This is a genomic window from Pseudomonas sp. GW821-FHT03A09, from assembly GCF_059421065.1.
On the sequence record NZ_JBWKUX010000009.1, the window covers coordinates 94,505 to 110,821 of the forward strand.

Annotated in this window: 17 protein-coding genes; 7 read left to right on the top strand and 10 right to left on the bottom strand. The window is 58.9% G+C overall.

The genetic code is table 11. The annotated features are described in order from the left end of the window. Positions 1–68 precede the first annotated feature (68 nt). Positions 69–860 (bottom strand): phosphate/phosphite/phosphonate ABC transporter substrate-binding protein, encoded by a 792-nt coding sequence (locus tag AC07V4_RS17675; RefSeq protein ID WP_492637840.1) that lies wholly within the window; start codon positions 858–860, stop codon positions 69–71. Positions 861–869: 9 nt separating this feature from the next. Next, a complete protein-coding gene (locus AC07V4_RS17680) occupies positions 870–1,799 on the bottom strand; it encodes a fatty acid desaturase (RefSeq protein ID WP_492637841.1) in 930 nt (309 codons plus the stop codon). 301 nt (positions 1,800–2,100) lie between these two features. Between AC07V4_RS17680 and AC07V4_RS17685 the strand changes: the two genes are divergently transcribed. After that, positions 2,101–2,538, top strand: a complete 438-nt coding sequence (locus tag AC07V4_RS17685; protein ID WP_492637842.1) for a GNAT family N-acetyltransferase — start codon at positions 2,101–2,103, stop codon at positions 2,536–2,538. A 60-nt stretch (positions 2,539–2,598) separates the two neighbouring features. Then, complete coding sequence (locus AC07V4_RS17690) at positions 2,599–3,417, top strand: class I SAM-dependent methyltransferase (RefSeq protein ID WP_492637843.1); 819 nt, start codon at positions 2,599–2,601, stop codon at positions 3,415–3,417. A gap of 134 nt (positions 3,418–3,551) precedes the next feature. On the opposite strand, the gene def is transcribed toward AC07V4_RS17690, so the two are convergent. The 3 genes from def to AC07V4_RS17705 all read right to left on the bottom strand — a co-directional run bounded on the left by def (position 3,552) and on the right by AC07V4_RS17705 (position 5,399). Beyond that, complete coding sequence (gene def, locus AC07V4_RS17695; protein WP_492637844.1) at positions 3,552–4,091, bottom strand: peptide deformylase; 540 nt, start codon at positions 4,089–4,091, stop codon at positions 3,552–3,554. A gap of 3 nt (positions 4,092–4,094) precedes the next feature. Continuing rightward, entirely contained in the window at positions 4,095–5,045 is a 951-nt protein-coding gene (locus tag AC07V4_RS17700) for a YihY/virulence factor BrkB family protein (protein WP_492637845.1), read from the bottom strand. A 168-nt stretch (positions 5,046–5,213) separates the two neighbouring features. After that, positions 5,214–5,399 carry a CsbD family protein gene (locus tag AC07V4_RS17705; RefSeq protein WP_492637846.1) on the bottom strand — a complete coding sequence of 62 codons (186 nt, stop codon included), beginning with the start codon at positions 5,397–5,399 and terminating at the stop codon, positions 5,214–5,216. A gap of 200 nt (positions 5,400–5,599) precedes the next feature. On the opposite strand from AC07V4_RS17705, the gene AC07V4_RS17710 reads away from it, so the two are divergent. Then, positions 5,600–5,977, top strand: coding sequence for a hypothetical protein (locus AC07V4_RS17710; protein ID WP_016973105.1), 378 nt, complete (start codon positions 5,600–5,602; stop codon positions 5,975–5,977). Between the two features lie 125 nt (positions 5,978–6,102). Here the strand turns inward: AC07V4_RS17710 and fadD1 are convergent, their stop codons facing one another. Beyond that, positions 6,103–7,794 carry a long-chain-fatty-acid--CoA ligase FadD1 gene (gene fadD1 / locus AC07V4_RS17715; protein ID WP_492637847.1) on the bottom strand — a complete coding sequence of 564 codons (1,692 nt, stop codon included), beginning with the start codon at positions 7,792–7,794 and terminating at the stop codon, positions 6,103–6,105. Positions 7,795–8,179: 385 nt separating this feature from the next. Beyond that, complete coding sequence (fadD2, locus tag AC07V4_RS17720) at positions 8,180–9,868, bottom strand: long-chain-fatty-acid--CoA ligase FadD2 (protein WP_492637848.1); 1,689 nt, start codon at positions 9,866–9,868, stop codon at positions 8,180–8,182. 222 nt (positions 9,869–10,090) lie between these two features. On the opposite strand from fadD2, the gene AC07V4_RS17725 reads away from it, so the two are divergent. The 4 genes from AC07V4_RS17725 to AC07V4_RS17740 all read left to right on the top strand — a co-directional run bounded on the left by AC07V4_RS17725 (position 10,091) and on the right by AC07V4_RS17740 (position 13,251). Continuing rightward, positions 10,091–11,035: an alpha/beta hydrolase gene (locus AC07V4_RS17725; protein WP_492637849.1), complete on the top strand. Its 945-nt coding sequence runs from the start codon at positions 10,091–10,093 to the stop codon at positions 11,033–11,035. A 71-nt stretch (positions 11,036–11,106) separates the two neighbouring features. After that, complete coding sequence (locus AC07V4_RS17730; protein WP_431750805.1) at positions 11,107–11,577, top strand: MaoC family dehydratase; 471 nt, start codon at positions 11,107–11,109, stop codon at positions 11,575–11,577. A 251-nt stretch (positions 11,578–11,828) separates the two neighbouring features. After that, positions 11,829–12,065 (top strand): DUF3820 family protein, encoded by a 237-nt coding sequence (locus tag AC07V4_RS17735; protein WP_017139191.1) that lies wholly within the window; start codon positions 11,829–11,831, stop codon positions 12,063–12,065. A gap of 10 nt (positions 12,066–12,075) precedes the next feature. Next, positions 12,076–13,251 (top strand): aminotransferase class V-fold PLP-dependent enzyme, encoded by a 1,176-nt coding sequence (locus AC07V4_RS17740; RefSeq protein WP_492637850.1) that lies wholly within the window; start codon positions 12,076–12,078, stop codon positions 13,249–13,251. Between the two features lie 203 nt (positions 13,252–13,454). On the opposite strand, the gene AC07V4_RS17745 is transcribed toward AC07V4_RS17740, so the two are convergent. Genes AC07V4_RS17745 through zwf form a run of 3 tightly spaced genes read right to left on the bottom strand, consistent with a single transcriptional unit; the run spans position 13,455 to position 16,304 of the window. After that, on the bottom strand, positions 13,455–14,120 hold the full coding sequence (locus AC07V4_RS17745) for a bifunctional 4-hydroxy-2-oxoglutarate aldolase/2-dehydro-3-deoxy-phosphogluconate aldolase (protein ID WP_026013852.1): 666 nt from the start codon (positions 14,118–14,120) through the stop codon (positions 13,455–13,457). 17 nt (positions 14,121–14,137) lie between these two features. Further along, positions 14,138–14,851, bottom strand: a complete 714-nt coding sequence (pgl, locus tag AC07V4_RS17750) for a 6-phosphogluconolactonase (RefSeq protein WP_492637851.1) — start codon at positions 14,849–14,851, stop codon at positions 14,138–14,140. Further along, on the bottom strand, positions 14,838–16,304 hold the full coding sequence (gene zwf / locus AC07V4_RS17755) for a glucose-6-phosphate dehydrogenase (RefSeq protein ID WP_431753587.1): 1,467 nt from the start codon (positions 16,302–16,304) through the stop codon (positions 14,838–14,840). The genes pgl and zwf overlap by 14 nt, the downstream gene beginning before the upstream one ends. Positions 16,305–16,317 lie beyond the last annotated feature (13 nt).

Consider the following 16,317-nt stretch of genomic DNA (forward strand, 5'->3'; position numbering starts at 1 on the left):
TCCGGTGGAGCGATCCTAGCAAGGCCTCTTATTCTTTAATAATATTTAAAATGCATTTTTATATAACCTTATTGAAGCTTTGAATAACCGGCATCGGCGGCTTCCTGCTGAAAGCGCAAAAGCACTTGGTAGTCGTCTTCGCTGGCGGGCAGGACGGCCTGGATACCCAGCATTTCAACCACTTGCGGCAAGTCCCGCAACGCCAGGTTCATCGCCTCCCGTATCTGCGTGATGCGTTCGTCACTCAAGGTCGAAGAGCCGATGTAGGGCAAGGTCGGGCTCGGCGCACTCTGGGTAACGATGCGCAGCCCGGCCACTTCCTGCGGGGCGAAGCGGGCCAGGTAGTCGTAGGTGACGCTGTCGATCGCGGCCAAGTCCGCGCGGCCTTCGCGCAACCAGCGCAGGCTTTCACGGTGGGCACCGCTGATGTCGACGCTGGCGAAGAAGCGGCCGTCGCGTTGCAACGGCGCCAGGCGTTCGCGCAGCAGGTTCATGCCGCTGTTGGAGTCGTGGCCGTTGATCACGCCGCGGCTGTTGTGAAAGCCCGCCAGGGTGGTGCGCGGGTTGTCGTCGCGGGTGAGCAACAGGCTGCAATGGTCGCCATGGCTGCTATGGGGGAGTTCGTAGCGTGGGCGGCCAATCACACGCACCTGGCCGCGCAGTTGGGTCATCAGCGGGTAGCCGCAGGTTTGGGTCACGAGCAGTTCGGGCGCCAGCCACAGGCTGTGCAGATCGAGGTGGTCGGCATTTCGACGGCTCAGGCCCAAACGCTCAAGGATGCGTGTCAGCCATTGTTGATTGGCCTGTTGCACGGCGGCGGGCGCGACGTACATCAGCAGCTCCGCGTAGTGATCACTCATGGTCGTCTCTCAAGCGAAAGGATGCCGGGGGCTGTCGATGGCCTTGAGGCCGTGGCGGCTGATCAACTGGCCGTAACCCTGCACCAGGAAACCACCGCTGCGCGCCACCCATTGCTCGCGCCGGGCGCGGTAGACCTGGGGCAGCAAATACCAAGGCAACTTCGGCAAGTCATGGTGCACCAGGTGCAGGTTGTTGTTGAGGAACAGCCAGGTCCAGGGCCAGGACGCTTCATTGAGTACCGTGCGCTGTTCCGGTTGCAGATGCGGGCGGTGTTCATAGTAGGAACGGATCGAGGCCAGCGACAAGGCCGGCGCGGTGACCAGCAGCAGGTAGTGCCACACCGGCAGTACGCTGTAGCGGGCGATGAAGGTCAACATCAGCAGGGTGACGGCACCATGGGCCAGCCACATCGGCCACACCTGGGGCAGGCGTTGGAACTCATGGCGAGCCAGTCGCCCTATCGCCAGCGGTGCCGCCAGCAGGAAACGTCCAAGCACGGTTTTGGTCAACCAATGCACGCCACGCTCGAACAGCGAGCTGTTGTCCCATTGGTGTTGGTTCAGGTAGCGGCTTTCCGGGTCGACACCGGGCAGCGTCAGGTCTTCATCGTTGTGGTGCAACAGGTGGCTGTCGCGATACAGCGTGTAGGGATACCACACGGCAAACGGTGCATAGCCGAGCAGTTTGTTGATCAGCGGGGAACGGGTGGGATGGCCGTGGAGCAGCTCGTGTTGCACCGACAGCCACAACGTCACCAGGGGAACCAGCAACAGTGTGCTCAACCACAGGCCCAGCCAGTGGCTGCCGAGGATCACGGCGAACCAGCCGGCATACACGCCGATCAACAGCAGCCAGGTCGGCCACTCGGTTTTTGCGGTAAAGCTTTGGGCCAGGGCTTCGATTTCCCGGCGTTGGGTCAGATCAAGATAGTTGGCCATTGGCAGCTCAGAGCAGGTGTTTCCTGCTCTGTGCATTGAGGCCGGATAATCTTGCAGATCGTTTGGTTCTAAGCTTGGAACTTAATGGCCGAACACCCCGGTTTCGGATTTTTTGGCTTTCTTTTCGGCGCGTTTTTCATCGGCGGTCTTTACCGGTTTTTTCTTCGCCGCTTTCTTTGAATCCATACCTTTGGCCATGATGCGTACTCCACATGCAGAGGATGTAGCATTGGGTATAACACCTATTGCGCTATAGAAGGCGCTTATAATCTTCGCCCCTTGATTACGTTGCCTGAACACTATGTCCGAGTTGACCATCGATCTGCTGGCAGAGCCTCTATGGCCGCTGCTGAACAAGTTTTACCGCAGCCATGATTCGTCGATGAAGGCGCTCAAGGGCGGGCATTTGTGGGTGGCCCGAGACGGCGAGATTGTGGGTGGCCTGTGTTTGACGCCGGTGATCGGTGGACAGTGGTTGACCGGGGTGTTTGTGGACCCTGCCTATCGAGGCAAAGGGTTGGCGGCACGCTTGATTCTTCAGGCGGTGGCTTCAGTGGAGGGCACGGTGTGGCTGCTGTGCCACCCGGATCTGGAAGCGTTGTATCAACGTATGGGGTTCACCCAAGACACGGTGCTGCCCCAATCCCTCAGCGAACGACTGGTACGCTACAAGCGCAACAAGCCAATGATCGCCATGGGCTTAGATCGTTTGGTGAGGTCGACCTCGCATAATGTGTGATCAGCCGAGCGTGGGCCCATGCTAGCCTCGACGGCACAGTGGCCCACTTATCGGATGATCATGAAAACGACGTTTGCAGTGCTGTCCCTTACCGCCCTCCTCCTCCCCACCTTCAGCCAGGCCGCCGACGCGCCGATCAGCGCCAAGCAGTACCAAAGCGTACTCGCTGGCAGCTGGCGCGACCCGGCCAACAGCGCGCGCGATGGTTATCGCCATCCGCAGCAGACCTTGGAGTTCTTTGGCTTGAGCGCCCAGCAACGTGTGATCGAAATCACCCCCGGCGGTGGTTGGTACAGCGAAGTGCTGGCGCCGTTGCTCAAGGATCACGGGCAGTACATCGCTGCCGTGCAAGCCGCCACCAGCAGTGCCTATGCGCGCACGTCCGAAGAAAACCTGAAAAAGAAATTCGCGGCTGACCCGGCGCGCTACGCCAAGGCCGAAGTGGTGGAGTTCGATCCCAAGGCACCAGTCTTCGGCAAACCGGCCTCGGCCGACGCCGTGCTGACTTTTCGCAATGTGCATAACTGGGTAGCGGCCGATACGGCCGCAGCGACCTTCAGCGCGTTCTACACCGTGTTGAAACCGGGCGGTGTATTGGGTGTGGAAGATCACCGGGCCAAGGACGGAGCAGACCTGGAGGCGATCAAGGACAGTGGTTACCTGACCACTGCGCAGGTGGTAAAGCTGGCGACGGATGCCGGGTTCCAACTGGCTGGGCAAAGTGAAGTGAATGCCAACCCGAAGGACACCAAGGATTACCCCGGTGGCGTGTGGACCTTGCCGCCGACGTTGAAACTGGGCGAACAGGATAAGGCCAAGTACCTGGCGATTGGGGAGTCCGATCGGATGACGTTGCGGTTCGTCAAACCGGCCAAGTAATCTGAATGAATGCAACACCAATGTGGGAGGGGCTTGCCCCCGATAGCGGTGGATCAGTCACCCGATGCAGTGACTGACACTCTGCAATCGGGGGCAAGCCCCCTCCCACATTTGGATCTCAGTGTGCCTGACAGTTATTCGTCGGCTGTGGGGTCCATGTCGGGAAACATCACTTCGATAAACCCGAACTTGCTGAAGTCGGTAATGCGCGACGGGTATAACCGGCCAATCAGGTGATCGCATTCGTGCTGCACCACCCGCGCATGGAACCCGTCGGCAACCCGCACAATCGGCTCGCCCTTGGGGTCGAAACCCTCGTAGCGAATCTGCTGGTAACGGTTCACCGCACCGCGCAGGCCGGGCACGGACAGGCAGCCTTCGTAACCCTCTTCCAGCACCGGGCTGAGCGGCGTGATCAGCGGGTTGATCAGGATGGTCTGCGGTACCGGAGGCGCGTCCGGGTAGCGCTCACTGGCCTCGAAACCAAAGATCACCAATTGCAGGTCGACACCGATCTGCGGTGCGGCCAGGCCGACGCCGCCGACGTGCTCCATGGTCTGGAACATGTCATCGATCAATTGCCACAGCTCAGGGCTGTCGAACATTTCCGGTGGGACCGGTGGCGCGATACGCAGCAGGCGCTCGTCGCCCATTTTCAGGATTTCACGGATCATCGATCAGACTTCGTCGGCAGTGGGTTTGGAGTGGTCCCGGCCTAGGCCTGAGACATGCTGTTTTTCATCCGTGTCCATGTGTTCATCGAACGCCTTTTCCCCTGGGTCCTTGCCTTCGGCCGACATGTGTTCGATCACGGCATTCATCTCCGCGCCCAGCAGCAGCACGGCGGCGGAAATGTAGAAGTACAGGAGCAGGACGATGATCGCACCGATACTGCCATACATCGCGTTGTAATCGGCGAAGGTTTTCACGTAGTAGCCGAAGCCCAGAGAGGCGACGATCCATACCACCACGGCCAGCACAGAGCCTGGGGTGATGAAACGGAATTTCTGCTCCACGTCGGGCATCACGTAGTACATGAGGGCTACGGCGAACATCAGCAAAATCACGATCAACGGCCAACGCAGGATCGTCCACAGGGTGACCACGAATTCTTCCATGCCGATCTGCCCGGCGAGCCACTCCATCACTTGCGGGCCCAGCACCATCAACGCGGCAGCGGCAAGCAACATGCCGGCGATGCCGACGGTGTAGAAAACCGACAACGGGAAACGCTTCCAGATCGGCCGACCTTCGACCACGTCGTAAGCCGCATTCATCGCACTCATCATCAGGCGTACGCCAGCGGAGGCGGTCCACAAGGCGATCACGATACCCACTGAAAGCAGGCCACCCTTGGACTGCTGCAACTGGTCGATCACCGGGTTGACCTGCTCCAGGGCCTGGGGCGGCAGCACCAGCTCCGACTGCATGCGCAGCCAGGTGAAGAAGTCCGGCAAGTGCAGGAAACCGATCAGGGCAATCAGGAACAGCAGGAAGGGAAACAGGGAGAACAGCATCTGGTAGGCCAGTGCCGAGGCGTAGGTGGGCATTTCGTCATCGAGGAATTCCTTGACGGTGCGCACCAGCACTTTGTGTAGCTTGAGACCATCGAGTAGCGGAAAAATCATAGCGTCTCCTTTCGCCGCAAAAGATTGAGTTCGTGGGCGACTCAGGGGCCGTTTTCTACATCAAGGTAGCCCATTTCGCGACCTTGAAACAATTTCGAAACTTTATTCACTGCATGTGACATAAAAACGGCCATCCGTGGATGGCCGTCAGACAGCAAGATTGCGAACTTATTTTGTCGCTTTCTTGACCGCGTCCTTAGTGTCGCCAATCGCTTTTTCGACTTGGCCTTTCTTTTCCTGCACCACGCCTTCAGCGCGCAGCTTGTCGTTACCGGTGACTTTGCCGATGCCTTGCTTGATGTTGCCAATGGCTTCGTCTTTCAAACCTTTTACCTTATCCGCTGTGCTGCCCATGGTATTTCTCCGAAAGAACAATCAAGGGTTTTGGTCGTTACCTAGAGATTGACCCAAGGCCGTTCGGCGGAGTTTCAATTATTTTTCGGCACGCATTTCATCGAAAGCCGCAGGTTTGGCTTTATGTTTTACAGCCAACCCACGAGAATGCCCCGCACATTCAGGCTATAACGCTGAATAACAGATCCCGTAGGAAGGTTATGAAACTCAATAAAGCACAGGCCATCGCCCGCAGAAACACCGAACTGGGCGGTGCCGTACTCGGCGTCAACAACTGCCACTTCACCGACCTGGACCGCAAGCGCAACATCTGGTGGTTCGACCTGCCGGTGGGCCGCATTGCCGTGGGCCAGTACGAGTGGATTCATCTGTTGATGCACAACGCCGAGACCGACCAGTTGCTGCACCTGAAGGTGCCGACGGTATTCCTTCGCGAGAAGCTCGAAGGGCTGGTGGTGCGCAATGCGGGCAAGCGCAAGCCAGAGATCACCCTGGAGCTGAGCGCAGACAAGGATTCGTTCTTGAAGGATGTGCGGCCGGCGGGTGCAGGCGTGAGCTTCGCCCAATTCGCCCTGTAGAACCCGGATTAAAAATGTGGGAGGGGGCTTGCCCCCGATTGCAGTGTGTCAGCTACATACAAGCTGGCTGATACACCGCTATCGGGGGCAAGCCCCCTCCCACATTTAGAGCATGTTTAGCGCAATTACTTTTTCAGACCGAGTTTCTTCAGCTCTTCGTCACGCAACTCACGCCGCAGGATCTTGCCCACGTTGGTGGTCGGCAGCGCATCGCGGAACTCCACGGCCTTGGGCACCTTGTAACCGGTGACGTTGGCGCGCATATGTTCCATCACCTGGTCCTTGGTCAGGGTGGCCCCTGGCTTGACCACGATGAAGATCTTGATGTGTTCCCCGGACTTCTCATCCGGCACACCGATGGCCGCGCACTGCAGCACGCCCGGCAGGCCTGCCAGTACGTCCTCCAGTTCGTTCGGGTACACGTTGAAACCCGAGACCAGGATCATGTCCTTCTTGCGATCGACAATGCGCATGTAGCCGTCAGGCTGGATGATCGCGATGTCACCGGTCTTCAGCCAGCCTTCGCTGTCGAGCATCTCGTCGGTGGCGTCCTGGCGCTGCCAGTAGCCCTTCATCACTTGCGGGCCCTTGACGCACAGTTCGCCGGTTTCACCCAGCGCCAGCTCAGTACCGTCATCGGCGATGACTTTGCACACGGTGGACGGCACCGGAATGCCGATGGTGCCGATCTGGATGTGCTGGATCGGGTTCACAGTGGCTACCGGGCTGGTTTCGGTCATGCCATAACCTTCGCAGATGCCGCAGCCGGTCACGGCTTTCCAACGCTCGGCAGCGGCCAGTTGCAGGGCCATGCCGCCCGACAGGGTGACTTTCAGCGCAGAGAAGTCCAGCTTGCGGAACGCTTCGTTATTGCACAGCGCCACGAACAGGGTATTCAGCCCGACGAAGCCGCTGAACTTCCACTTCGACAGTTCCTTGACCATCGCCGGCAAATCACGCGGGTTGCTGATCAGGATGTTGTGGTTGCCGATCAGCATCATCGCCATGCAATGAAAGGTGAAGGCATAGATGTGATACAGCGGCAGTGGCGTGATCAGGATTTCGCAGCCCTCGTTGAGGTTGGAACCCATCAACGCCTTGCACTGCAACATATTGGCGACCAGGTTGCGGTGAGTGAGCATCGCACCCTTGGCCACACCGGTGGTGCCACCGGTGTATTGCAGTACGGCGACATCATTGCTGGCCGGGCTGGCGTCGTTGACCGGTTGCCCGTGCCCCTTGGCCAGCACGTCGTTGAACTTGATCGCGTTGGGCAAGTGGTAAGCCGGGACCATCTTCTTCACGTACTTGATGACGCTGTTGATCAGCAAGCGCTTGAAAGGCGAGAGCAAGTCGGCGACTTCGGTGACGATGACATGCTTGACGGCAGTCTTGGGCACGACTTTTTCAGCCAGGTGCGCCATGTTGGCCAGGCAGACCAGAGCCTTGGCCCCGGAATCATTGAATTGGTGTTCCATTTCCCGCGCGGTGTACAGCGGGTTGGTGTTGACCACGATCAGGCCAGCACGGATGGCGCCGAACACGGCGACCGGATACTGCAGGACGTTGGGCAGTTGCACGGCGATTCTGTCACCGGGCTTCAAGTCAGTATGCTGTTGCAGGTAGGCGGCGAAGGCGCCGGACAATTCGTACAGTTCACCGTAGGTGACGGTCTTGCCCAGGTTGCTGAAAGCCGGTTTGTCGGCGAAGCGTTGGCAGGACTGTTTCAGTACCGCCTGAATATTCTGATACTCGTCTGGATTGATTTCTGCAGCAATCCCGGCGGGGTATTTATCCTTCCAAAAGTCTTCGTTCATGGAAGCCCACTCCTCAGCGACGCGAATTCATCATCGCATTTGATGCGATTATTATTGGTGTATGTTTTTTTAAGGTGAGTCTGGCGCTTTCAAGCAGGCCGAGAAGTCACAAAGCGCGCCGAGAGTAGCAGCTTTGCCAAGAGTCGCCTAGAGCCAAAGGTTGGCCCCACAGTCATAAACACGACTGTCCTACAATATTTGGTCACACTTTAAACCCAGCAGAAATACCCTCTGGAAAGGCTCTGTAACGGACCTTTCAGACCAATGAACAACAATGTGGGAGGGGGCTTGCCCCCGATTGCAGTGTGTCAGCTACATACAAGCTGGCTGATACACCGCTATCGGGGGGCAAGCCCCCTCCCACATTTTTGAACCGCATTTCACATCAGGCGATGTCGCGAAGCTCACGTCGCAATATCTTGCCCACCGGTGTCATCGGCAACGACTCGCGCAACACAATATGCTTGGGCACCTTGTACCCGGTGAAGTTGGTCTTGCAGTACGCCTTCAGCTCTTCAAGGCTCACTCCCTGGGCCCGCGCCACCACAAACAGTTTCACCGCCTCCCCCGTGCGCTCATCCGGTACGCCGATCACCGCACAATTGGCCACGGCTGGGTGGGCCATCACCACATCTTCGATCTCGTTGGGGTACACGTTGAAACCCGAGACGATGATCAGGTCTTTCTTGCGGTCGACGATACTGACGAAACCATCGGTGTCGATGACCGCAATGTCGCCAGTCTTGAGCCAGCCTTCGGCGTCCAGGGTCTCGGCGGTGGCCTCCGGTTGTTGCCAGTAGCCCTTCATCACTTGTGGACCCTTGATGCACAGCTCGCCCCGCTCACCCAATGGCAACTCATGGCCTTCATCGTCGATGACTTTCATCGCGGTGCCCGGCACCGGGATACCCACGGTGCCCAGTCGCGACTGGCTGCCATAGGGGTTGGTGCTCGCCACCGGTGAGGTTTCAGTCAGGCCGTAGCCTTCGCCGATGGAGCAACCGGTGAGTGCCTTCCAGCGTTCTGCAGTGGCTTTGATCAGTGCGGTGCCACCAGAGTTGGTGATCTTCAGATGAGAGAAGTCCAGGGTCTTGAAGTCCGGGTGGTCCATCAACGCCACAAACAGCGTGTTGAGCCCCAGCAGGCAGGAGAACCGCCACTTCTTCAGCTCCTTGATAAAGCCGCCGATGTCCCGCGGGTTGGTGATCAGCACGTTGTGGTTGCCGGTCACCATCATGCACATGCAGTTCGCCGTGAAGGCATAGATATGATAGAGCGGCAACGGCGCAATCATCACCTCCTGCCCCTCCTTCACCAGCGGCTGGCCGTCATCGGTAACCTGGGACATGCACGCCCGCGCCTGTTGCATGTTCGCCACCAAGTTTCCATGGGTGAGCATCGCGCCCTTGGCCAGGCCGGTGGTGCCACCGGTGTATTGCAGCACCGCGATGTCGTCCAGGCTCACCGGATGGCGCGTCACGCCCAGGCCAGCGCCCATGCGCAAGGCGCGCTTGAAGGAGACGGCCCGAGGCAGGCTGTAGGCCGGGACCATCTTCTTCACCTTGTCGACCACGGTGTTGACCAGCCAGCCTTTGGCGGTGGGCATGAAGTCGCCCATCTTGGCTTCGATCAGGTAGTCGATCTCGGTATCACTGCACACTTCCTGCACCCGCGAGCCGAACAGGTTGAGGTAGACCAGCGCACGCACGCCGGCGTCCTTGAACTGGTGGCGCATCTCGCGGGGGGTGTACAGCGGGTTGGTGTTGACCACGATCAGCCCGGCGCGCAGTGCGCCAAATACGGCAATGGGATAATGCAGCACGTTGGGCATCTGCACCGCGATGCGTTCACCGGGCTTGAGGTCGGTATGGTTTTGCAGGTAGCCGGCGAATGCCGCACTCTGGCGCTCAAGCTCGGCGTAGGTCAGGGTGATGCCCATGTTGCTGAATGCCGGACGGTCGGCAAAGGTCTTGCAGGAGCGTTCGAAGACTTCGATCACCGATTTATAGCTGGTGAGGTCGATGACGTTGGGGACACCCGCAGCGCGTTTGTCATTCCAGAAATCAGGTTGCATTATTCTTGTCCTCTTACCTGAGTGTGTCCGACCGCTGCAGCTGCAAATATCAGGCAGCTATAAAAAGCGGAGCTTTGGGGACGTTAGCAGCTATGGCCAATCAGGCAAATATGCCAAACCGTGTCATTGATTGTATGAATCTTGTATCTGACGCGTAGGCAGATACCCCAGCCTCTGGCGGATGAGCTATACACTGCATCGACCCCGAGCAAAGGAATCGCCATGAATCACAGCACCTTCTGGCTGACCGCGAATGACCGCAGCCGCCTGTACGTCAATCAATGGCTGCCGGAAGGCCCTGCCAAGGCCATGATCATGCTGTCCCATGGCATGGCCGAGCACAGTGGTCGCTACGCGCGCCTGGCCCAAGCGTTGTGCGCCGCCGGCTACGGGCTGTATGCGCCGGACCAGCGTGGTCATGGCCGCACAGCCGATGAAGGCACTTTGGGGTTGTACGCCGAGCACGATGGCTGGAGCAAAGTCGTGGGCGACCTCGCCAGCCTCAATCAGCACATCGCGCTTAAACAGCCGGGGCTGCCGATCATTCTGCTGGGCCACAGCATGGGCAGTTATATCGCCCAGGCCTACCTGCTGCACCACAGCGCCAGCCTGGACGGGGTGATTCTCAGCGGGTCGAATTTCCAGCCAGTGATGTTGTACCGCGCTGCCGGGGTGATCGCCCGCATCGAGCGGGCACGGCAGGGCTTGCGCGGGCGCAGCGCATTGATCGACTTTTTGTCGTTTGGCTCATTCAACAAGGCGTTCAAGCCCAACCGTACGGCGTTTGACTGGCTCAGCCGTGACCCGGACGAAGTGGACAAGTACATCAACGATCCACTCTGTGGATTCCGTTGCACCAACCAACTGTGGATCGACCTGCTGGGCGGCTTGCAGCAAATCAGCAAAGCGTCCAATCTCGCCCAGATCGACCCGGGCCTGCCGATCCTGGTGATGGGCGGCGAATGTGATCCGGTCAGTGAAGGCAAACGTCTCAAAAGCCTGGCCCATGCCCTGCGTGAGGCCGGCTGCCAGCACCTGCAATTGAATATCTACCCGCAGGCGCGCCATGAAGTGTTCAATGAAACCAACCGCGATGAAGTCACCGCCGATGTGCTGACGTGGCTCGACCAGGCCCTGGCCTTATGCCGGCCGACCCGCTGCGAGTAACTTCTTTTTGAGAGTAAACCGTTTAAAATCAGTCTATTAATTTACCGATTAGCCACAGGATGCACCTTTAGATGACCCAGGTTACCAACACCCCGTACGAAGCCCTCGAAGTCGGCCAGACCGCCAGCTACAGCAAAACCGTCGAAGAGCGTGATATCCAGCTGTTTGCCGCGATGTCTGGCGACCACAACCCGGTGCACCTGGATGCCGAGTACGCCAAGGCGACCATGTTCAAGGAGCGTATTGCCCACGGCATGTTCAGCGGCGCCCTGATCAGCGCGGCGGTCGCTTGTGAACTGCCTGGACCGGGCACTATCTACATCGGCCAGCAGATGAGCTTCCAGAAACCGGTGAAGATCGGCGACACCCTGACCGTGCGTCTGGAAATCCTCGAAAAACTGCCGAAGTTCCGCGTGCGCATCGCCACCCGTGTATTCAACCAGCGCGATGAGCTGGTAGTGGACGGCGAGGCGGAAATTCTTGCGCCACGCAAGCAGCAGGTGGTGGAGTTGACTGAATTGCCGCCGATCAGCATCGGCTGATAGCAATTTCAGGCTCTACACCATACAAATGTGGGAGGGGGCTTGCTCCCGATTGGGGTGTGTCTGTCACGGAAATGTCGACTGCCCCATCGCAATCGGGAGCAAGCCCCCTCCCACATTTGTTACACAGCAGGCTGTGTTGATCGCTTCTTTATAAGCCTTCAGAGCGTCGTCTTCACCGCACTCGGCTTCTTGGTCTCCATGCAGAATGCCTGTATTTTCCAAGGTCTCGACCCCATCACCTGAAGCCCATGAACCCGGAAAAACTCGAACTGCTGATCACCCGCGAAATGCCCTTCGGCAAATACAAGGGACGGATCATTGCCGACCTGCCCGGCCCTTACCTGAACTGGTTCGCCCGTGAAGGTTTCCCCCACGGAGAACTGGGCGGCTTACTGGCACTTATGCAGGAAATTGACCACAACGGTTTGTCCGAACTACTCGAGCCGCTGCGTGTGAAACACGGCAAACCCGCCCCTCGCCACTAAGAGCCCTGTCATGCCACGGAATGCGCACAACGAAGATCATTGGCAAACCATCGCCCAGCGCTATGAACTGGCCCCTGGCCCCATCAACCTGGAAAACGGCTACTTCGGGCGCATGAGCCGTACGGTAAACGCGCAATATCTGGAGCACGTTGCGTTTATCAACCGCAGCAATTCGGTGTATGTACGCCAGCGCTTCGAACAAGGTGAAAACGTTGAGATACGCCGCCAACTGGCCGGGCTGATCGACGTTGATCCGCAATCGATTGCCTTCACTCGCAATGCCACCGAAGCCTTGCAGTCGCTGATCCGTAACTACAACCGCCTGCAACCGGGCGATCAGGTGCTGATCAGTGACCTGGAGTACGACACGGTCAAAGGGGCCATGCGTTGGTTGGCAGGTTATCGCGGCGTGGAAGTGATCGAGATTTCCCACACCCACCCGGCCAGTTTTGACAGCCTGGTGCAAACCTATCGCCAGGCATTTACCCAGTATCCGCGTCTCAAGCTGATGGCCCTGACCCATGTCACCCACCGCACCGGGCTGGTGATGCCCGTCGAAGCCATTGCCAAAGCCGCCCGTGAACAGGGTATCGATGTGATCCTCGATGGCGCCCATGCCCTGGGCCAGATCGAGTTCAACCTGGCTGAGCTTGGCATCCAGTTCGCCGGCTTCAACCTGCACAAGTGGATCGGCGCCCCGCTGACCCTGGGCTTTCTCTATATAGCCCCCGAGCGCCTGGCAGACATCGACCCGGACATGGGCGAGTTTCACTACCCGATGACCGATGTGCGCGCACGGACGTCCTACAGCACGCCCAACTTTCCCGCGCTGATGACCTTGCCCTTGGTGTTTGAAGAACATCGCGCCTTGGGTGGCGCGGCAGCCAAAGGTGCTCGGGTGAATTACCTGCGTGATCTGTGGGTGAGCCAGGTGCGGCCGTTGCCGGGGATTGAGGTGCTGACGTCGGACGATCCTCGGCTGTATTGCGGGATCACGGCTTTCAAGTTCATCGGGCGCGATCAGCAGGCGATGGCGGATCGCTTGCTCAACGACTATGGCCTGTCCACGACGACCCGTGTCGGGGCGACGTTTGGCACCTGTATCCGGGTGACTCCGGGGTTGGTCACCTCAGCGGCGGACATCAATATCTTGGTCAACGCCATCACCGAACTTTGCACCGATTAACACTGTGGGAGGGGGCTTGCCCCCGATAGTAGTCTGTCAGTTGATACAACTGGCACTGATCCTCCGCAATCGGGGGCAAGCCCCCTCCCACATTTAGCGCTATGTTGACCTTGTGTTTTCTACGGGCAAAAAAAAGCGGTACACCGACCAAGTGCACCGCAAAAATGCCGTTAAGCACAGCAACAACGATTCGATGAATCAGATCAATCCAGCAGTGCCAGCGCCTGTGCGGTGACTTCCTGGATACGGGCCCAGTCGCCGTTCTTGACCCACTCAGGATCAAGCATCCAGCTACCACCCACGCACATCACGTTTTTCAACGCCATGTAGTTTTTGATGTTGGCCGGGCCAACGCCGCCAGTCGGGCAGAATTTCACTTCGCCAAACGGACCGCCCAGGGCCTTGATGGCGGCCACGCCACCGCTGACTTCAGCAGGGAACAGCTTGAAGCGGCGATAGCCCAGGCCATAGCCTTCCATGATGCCAGAGGCGTTGCTGATGCCCGGCAGCAGCGGGATCGGGCTGTGCACCGAGGCTTCCAGCAAGTCACGGGTAATGCCTGGGGTGACGATGAACTGCGAGCCAGCCACTTCGGCCGCTTCGAGCATGTGACGGTCGAGCACGGTGCCCGCGCCAGTGCACAGTTCAGGGCGCTGCTCACGCAGTACCTGAATGGCCTTGAGGCCGAACTCGGAGCGCAGGGTCACTTCCAATGCGGTCAAACCACCGGCTGCCAGGGCATCGGCCAGCGGTAGGATGTCCTGTTCGCGGGCGATGGTGATCACCGGCAGAATCCGCGCCTTGGCGCAGAGGCTGTCGATCAGGGCAACTTTATCCGCCATGGATACGGTCGGTTGAGGGCTTTTCATAGCGGCTGATCCTTGGCTCATGGGCACCAGTAAATCTCTAAAGTAGGTTGCAGAAACGCGCGAATCGGCATGGCAGCAACGTCGTCACTGGCCAGCGCGGCGCTCAAGGTGGTCAATTTCGAACTGCCGGCAATCGACAGTACGGCGTAGTTCGCCGTGGCCAGCAATGCGCGACTCATGGTCAGGCGCTGGTGTGGCACGGTCGGCGCCAGCATCGGCCAGCAACGGCGGGTACCGTCGGCCTTCAGTGCTTCGGTCAGGTTCGGGCTGTTTGGAAACAGCGACGCGGTGTGGCCGTCATCGCCCATGCCCAGCACCAGCACATCAATGGCTGGCAACTCACCCAGCAGGCGATCAGCCTGCTCGGCGGCTTCTTCAAGATTGGCTGCGGCGCTGTACAGGCTGAGGAACTTGGCCTTGGCTGCCGGGCCTTGCAGCAGGTATTGCTTCAACAGGCCGGCATTGCTGTCGGCATGTTCCACCGGTACCCAGCGTTCGTCGGCCAGGGTGATGGTGACCTTGGACCAGTCCAGGCCTTGCTTGGCCAGGTTCTGGAAAAACGCCACGGGGCTGCGGCCACCGGACACCACCAGGGTCGCTTCGCCACGGGCGCTGATAGCCGTGCGCAGTTGTTCTGCCACATCGTTGGCCAGGCCTTCCGCCAACAGCACCGGTGTACGGTACTCGTGAGGCGTTACGCCCTGGGGCAGTTTCAAATCAGATATCGCCATACCACGACCTCCCATCCCGCGTGATCAGTGCAATGGAGCTCATCGGCCCCCAGGAACCCGCCGCATACGGCTTGGGCGCATCACCAGACTTTTTCCACCCGGCGATCAACTGGTCACACCACTTCCACGCGGCTTCGATTTCATCTTTGCGAACAAACAGGTTCTGATTGCCGCGCATCACTTCCAGCAACAACCGCTCGTAGGCATCGGGAATCCGTGCGCTGCGGTAGGTGTCGGAAAAATTCAGTTGCAGCGGGCCACTGCGCAGTTGCATGCCCTTGTCCAAGCCCTGTTCCTTGGTCATCACGCGCAAGGAAATGCCTTCGTCCGGCTGCAGGCGGATGATCAGTTTGTTGCTGATCTGCAAGCGCTGCTCGGGGGCGAAGATATAGTGGGACGGTTCCTTGAAATGGATGACGATCTGCGACAACTTTTGCGGCATGCGCTTGCCGGTACGCAGGTAGAACGGCACCCCGGCCCAACGCCAGTTACGGATGTCGGCACGCAGGGCGACGAAGGTTTCGGTATCGCTCTGGGTGTTGGAGTTCTCTTCTTCCAGGTACCCGGGCACCGGCTTGCCGGCGCTGTAGCCGGCGATGTACTGGCCGCGCACCACTTGGGTGGTCAGGCCGTCCGGGCTGATCGGTGCCAGGGCCTTAAGCACCTTGACCTTCTCGTCACGGATGCTGTCGGCGGACAGGTCGGCCGGTGGGTCCATGGCAATCAGGCAAAGCAGTTGCAGCAGGTGATTCTGGATCATGTCCCGCAGTTGGCCGGCCTTGTCGAAGTAACCCCAGCGGCCTTCGATACCGACCTGCTCGGCCACGGTGATTTCCACATGGGAGATGTAGTTCTGGTTCCACTGGGTTTCGAACAGGCTGTTGGCGAAACGCAGGGCGATCAGGTTCTGGACGGTCTCTTTACCCAGGTAGTGGTCGATGCGATAGGTGCGGTTTTCCGGGAAAAACTGCGCCACGGCGTCGTTCACCTTGCGCGAGGATTCCAGATCCGAACCGATGGGTTTTTCCAGCACCACACGGGTGTTTTCCGCCAGGCCGACTTTGGCCAGGTTCTCGCAAATCGCGCCATACACCGCCGCTGGGGTGGCGAAATAGGCGATCAAGCGTTGTTCGCCTCCGACTTTTTCGGCAAGGGCGACATAGTCATCAGCCTTCATGAAATCGACGTGCACATAAGCCAGGCGCGCGAGGAAGCGCTGGGCCACGGCCTCGTCCAATTCCTTGCCGACGTAGTTGCGCAGTTCTTTTTCGATATGGGCCAGGTGCTCTTGCTCGGTGCCAGCTTCACGGGCCAGGGCCATGATGCGGGTGTCGTCGTGCAAGAGCCCGGCGCCATCGAGTTGATAGAGGGCAGGAAATAACTTGCGCAGCGCCAGATCACCCAAGGCGCCAAACAGGGCAAAGGTGCAGGGTTCTACCGTTATCGAAGGCATGATGTTTGTTCTT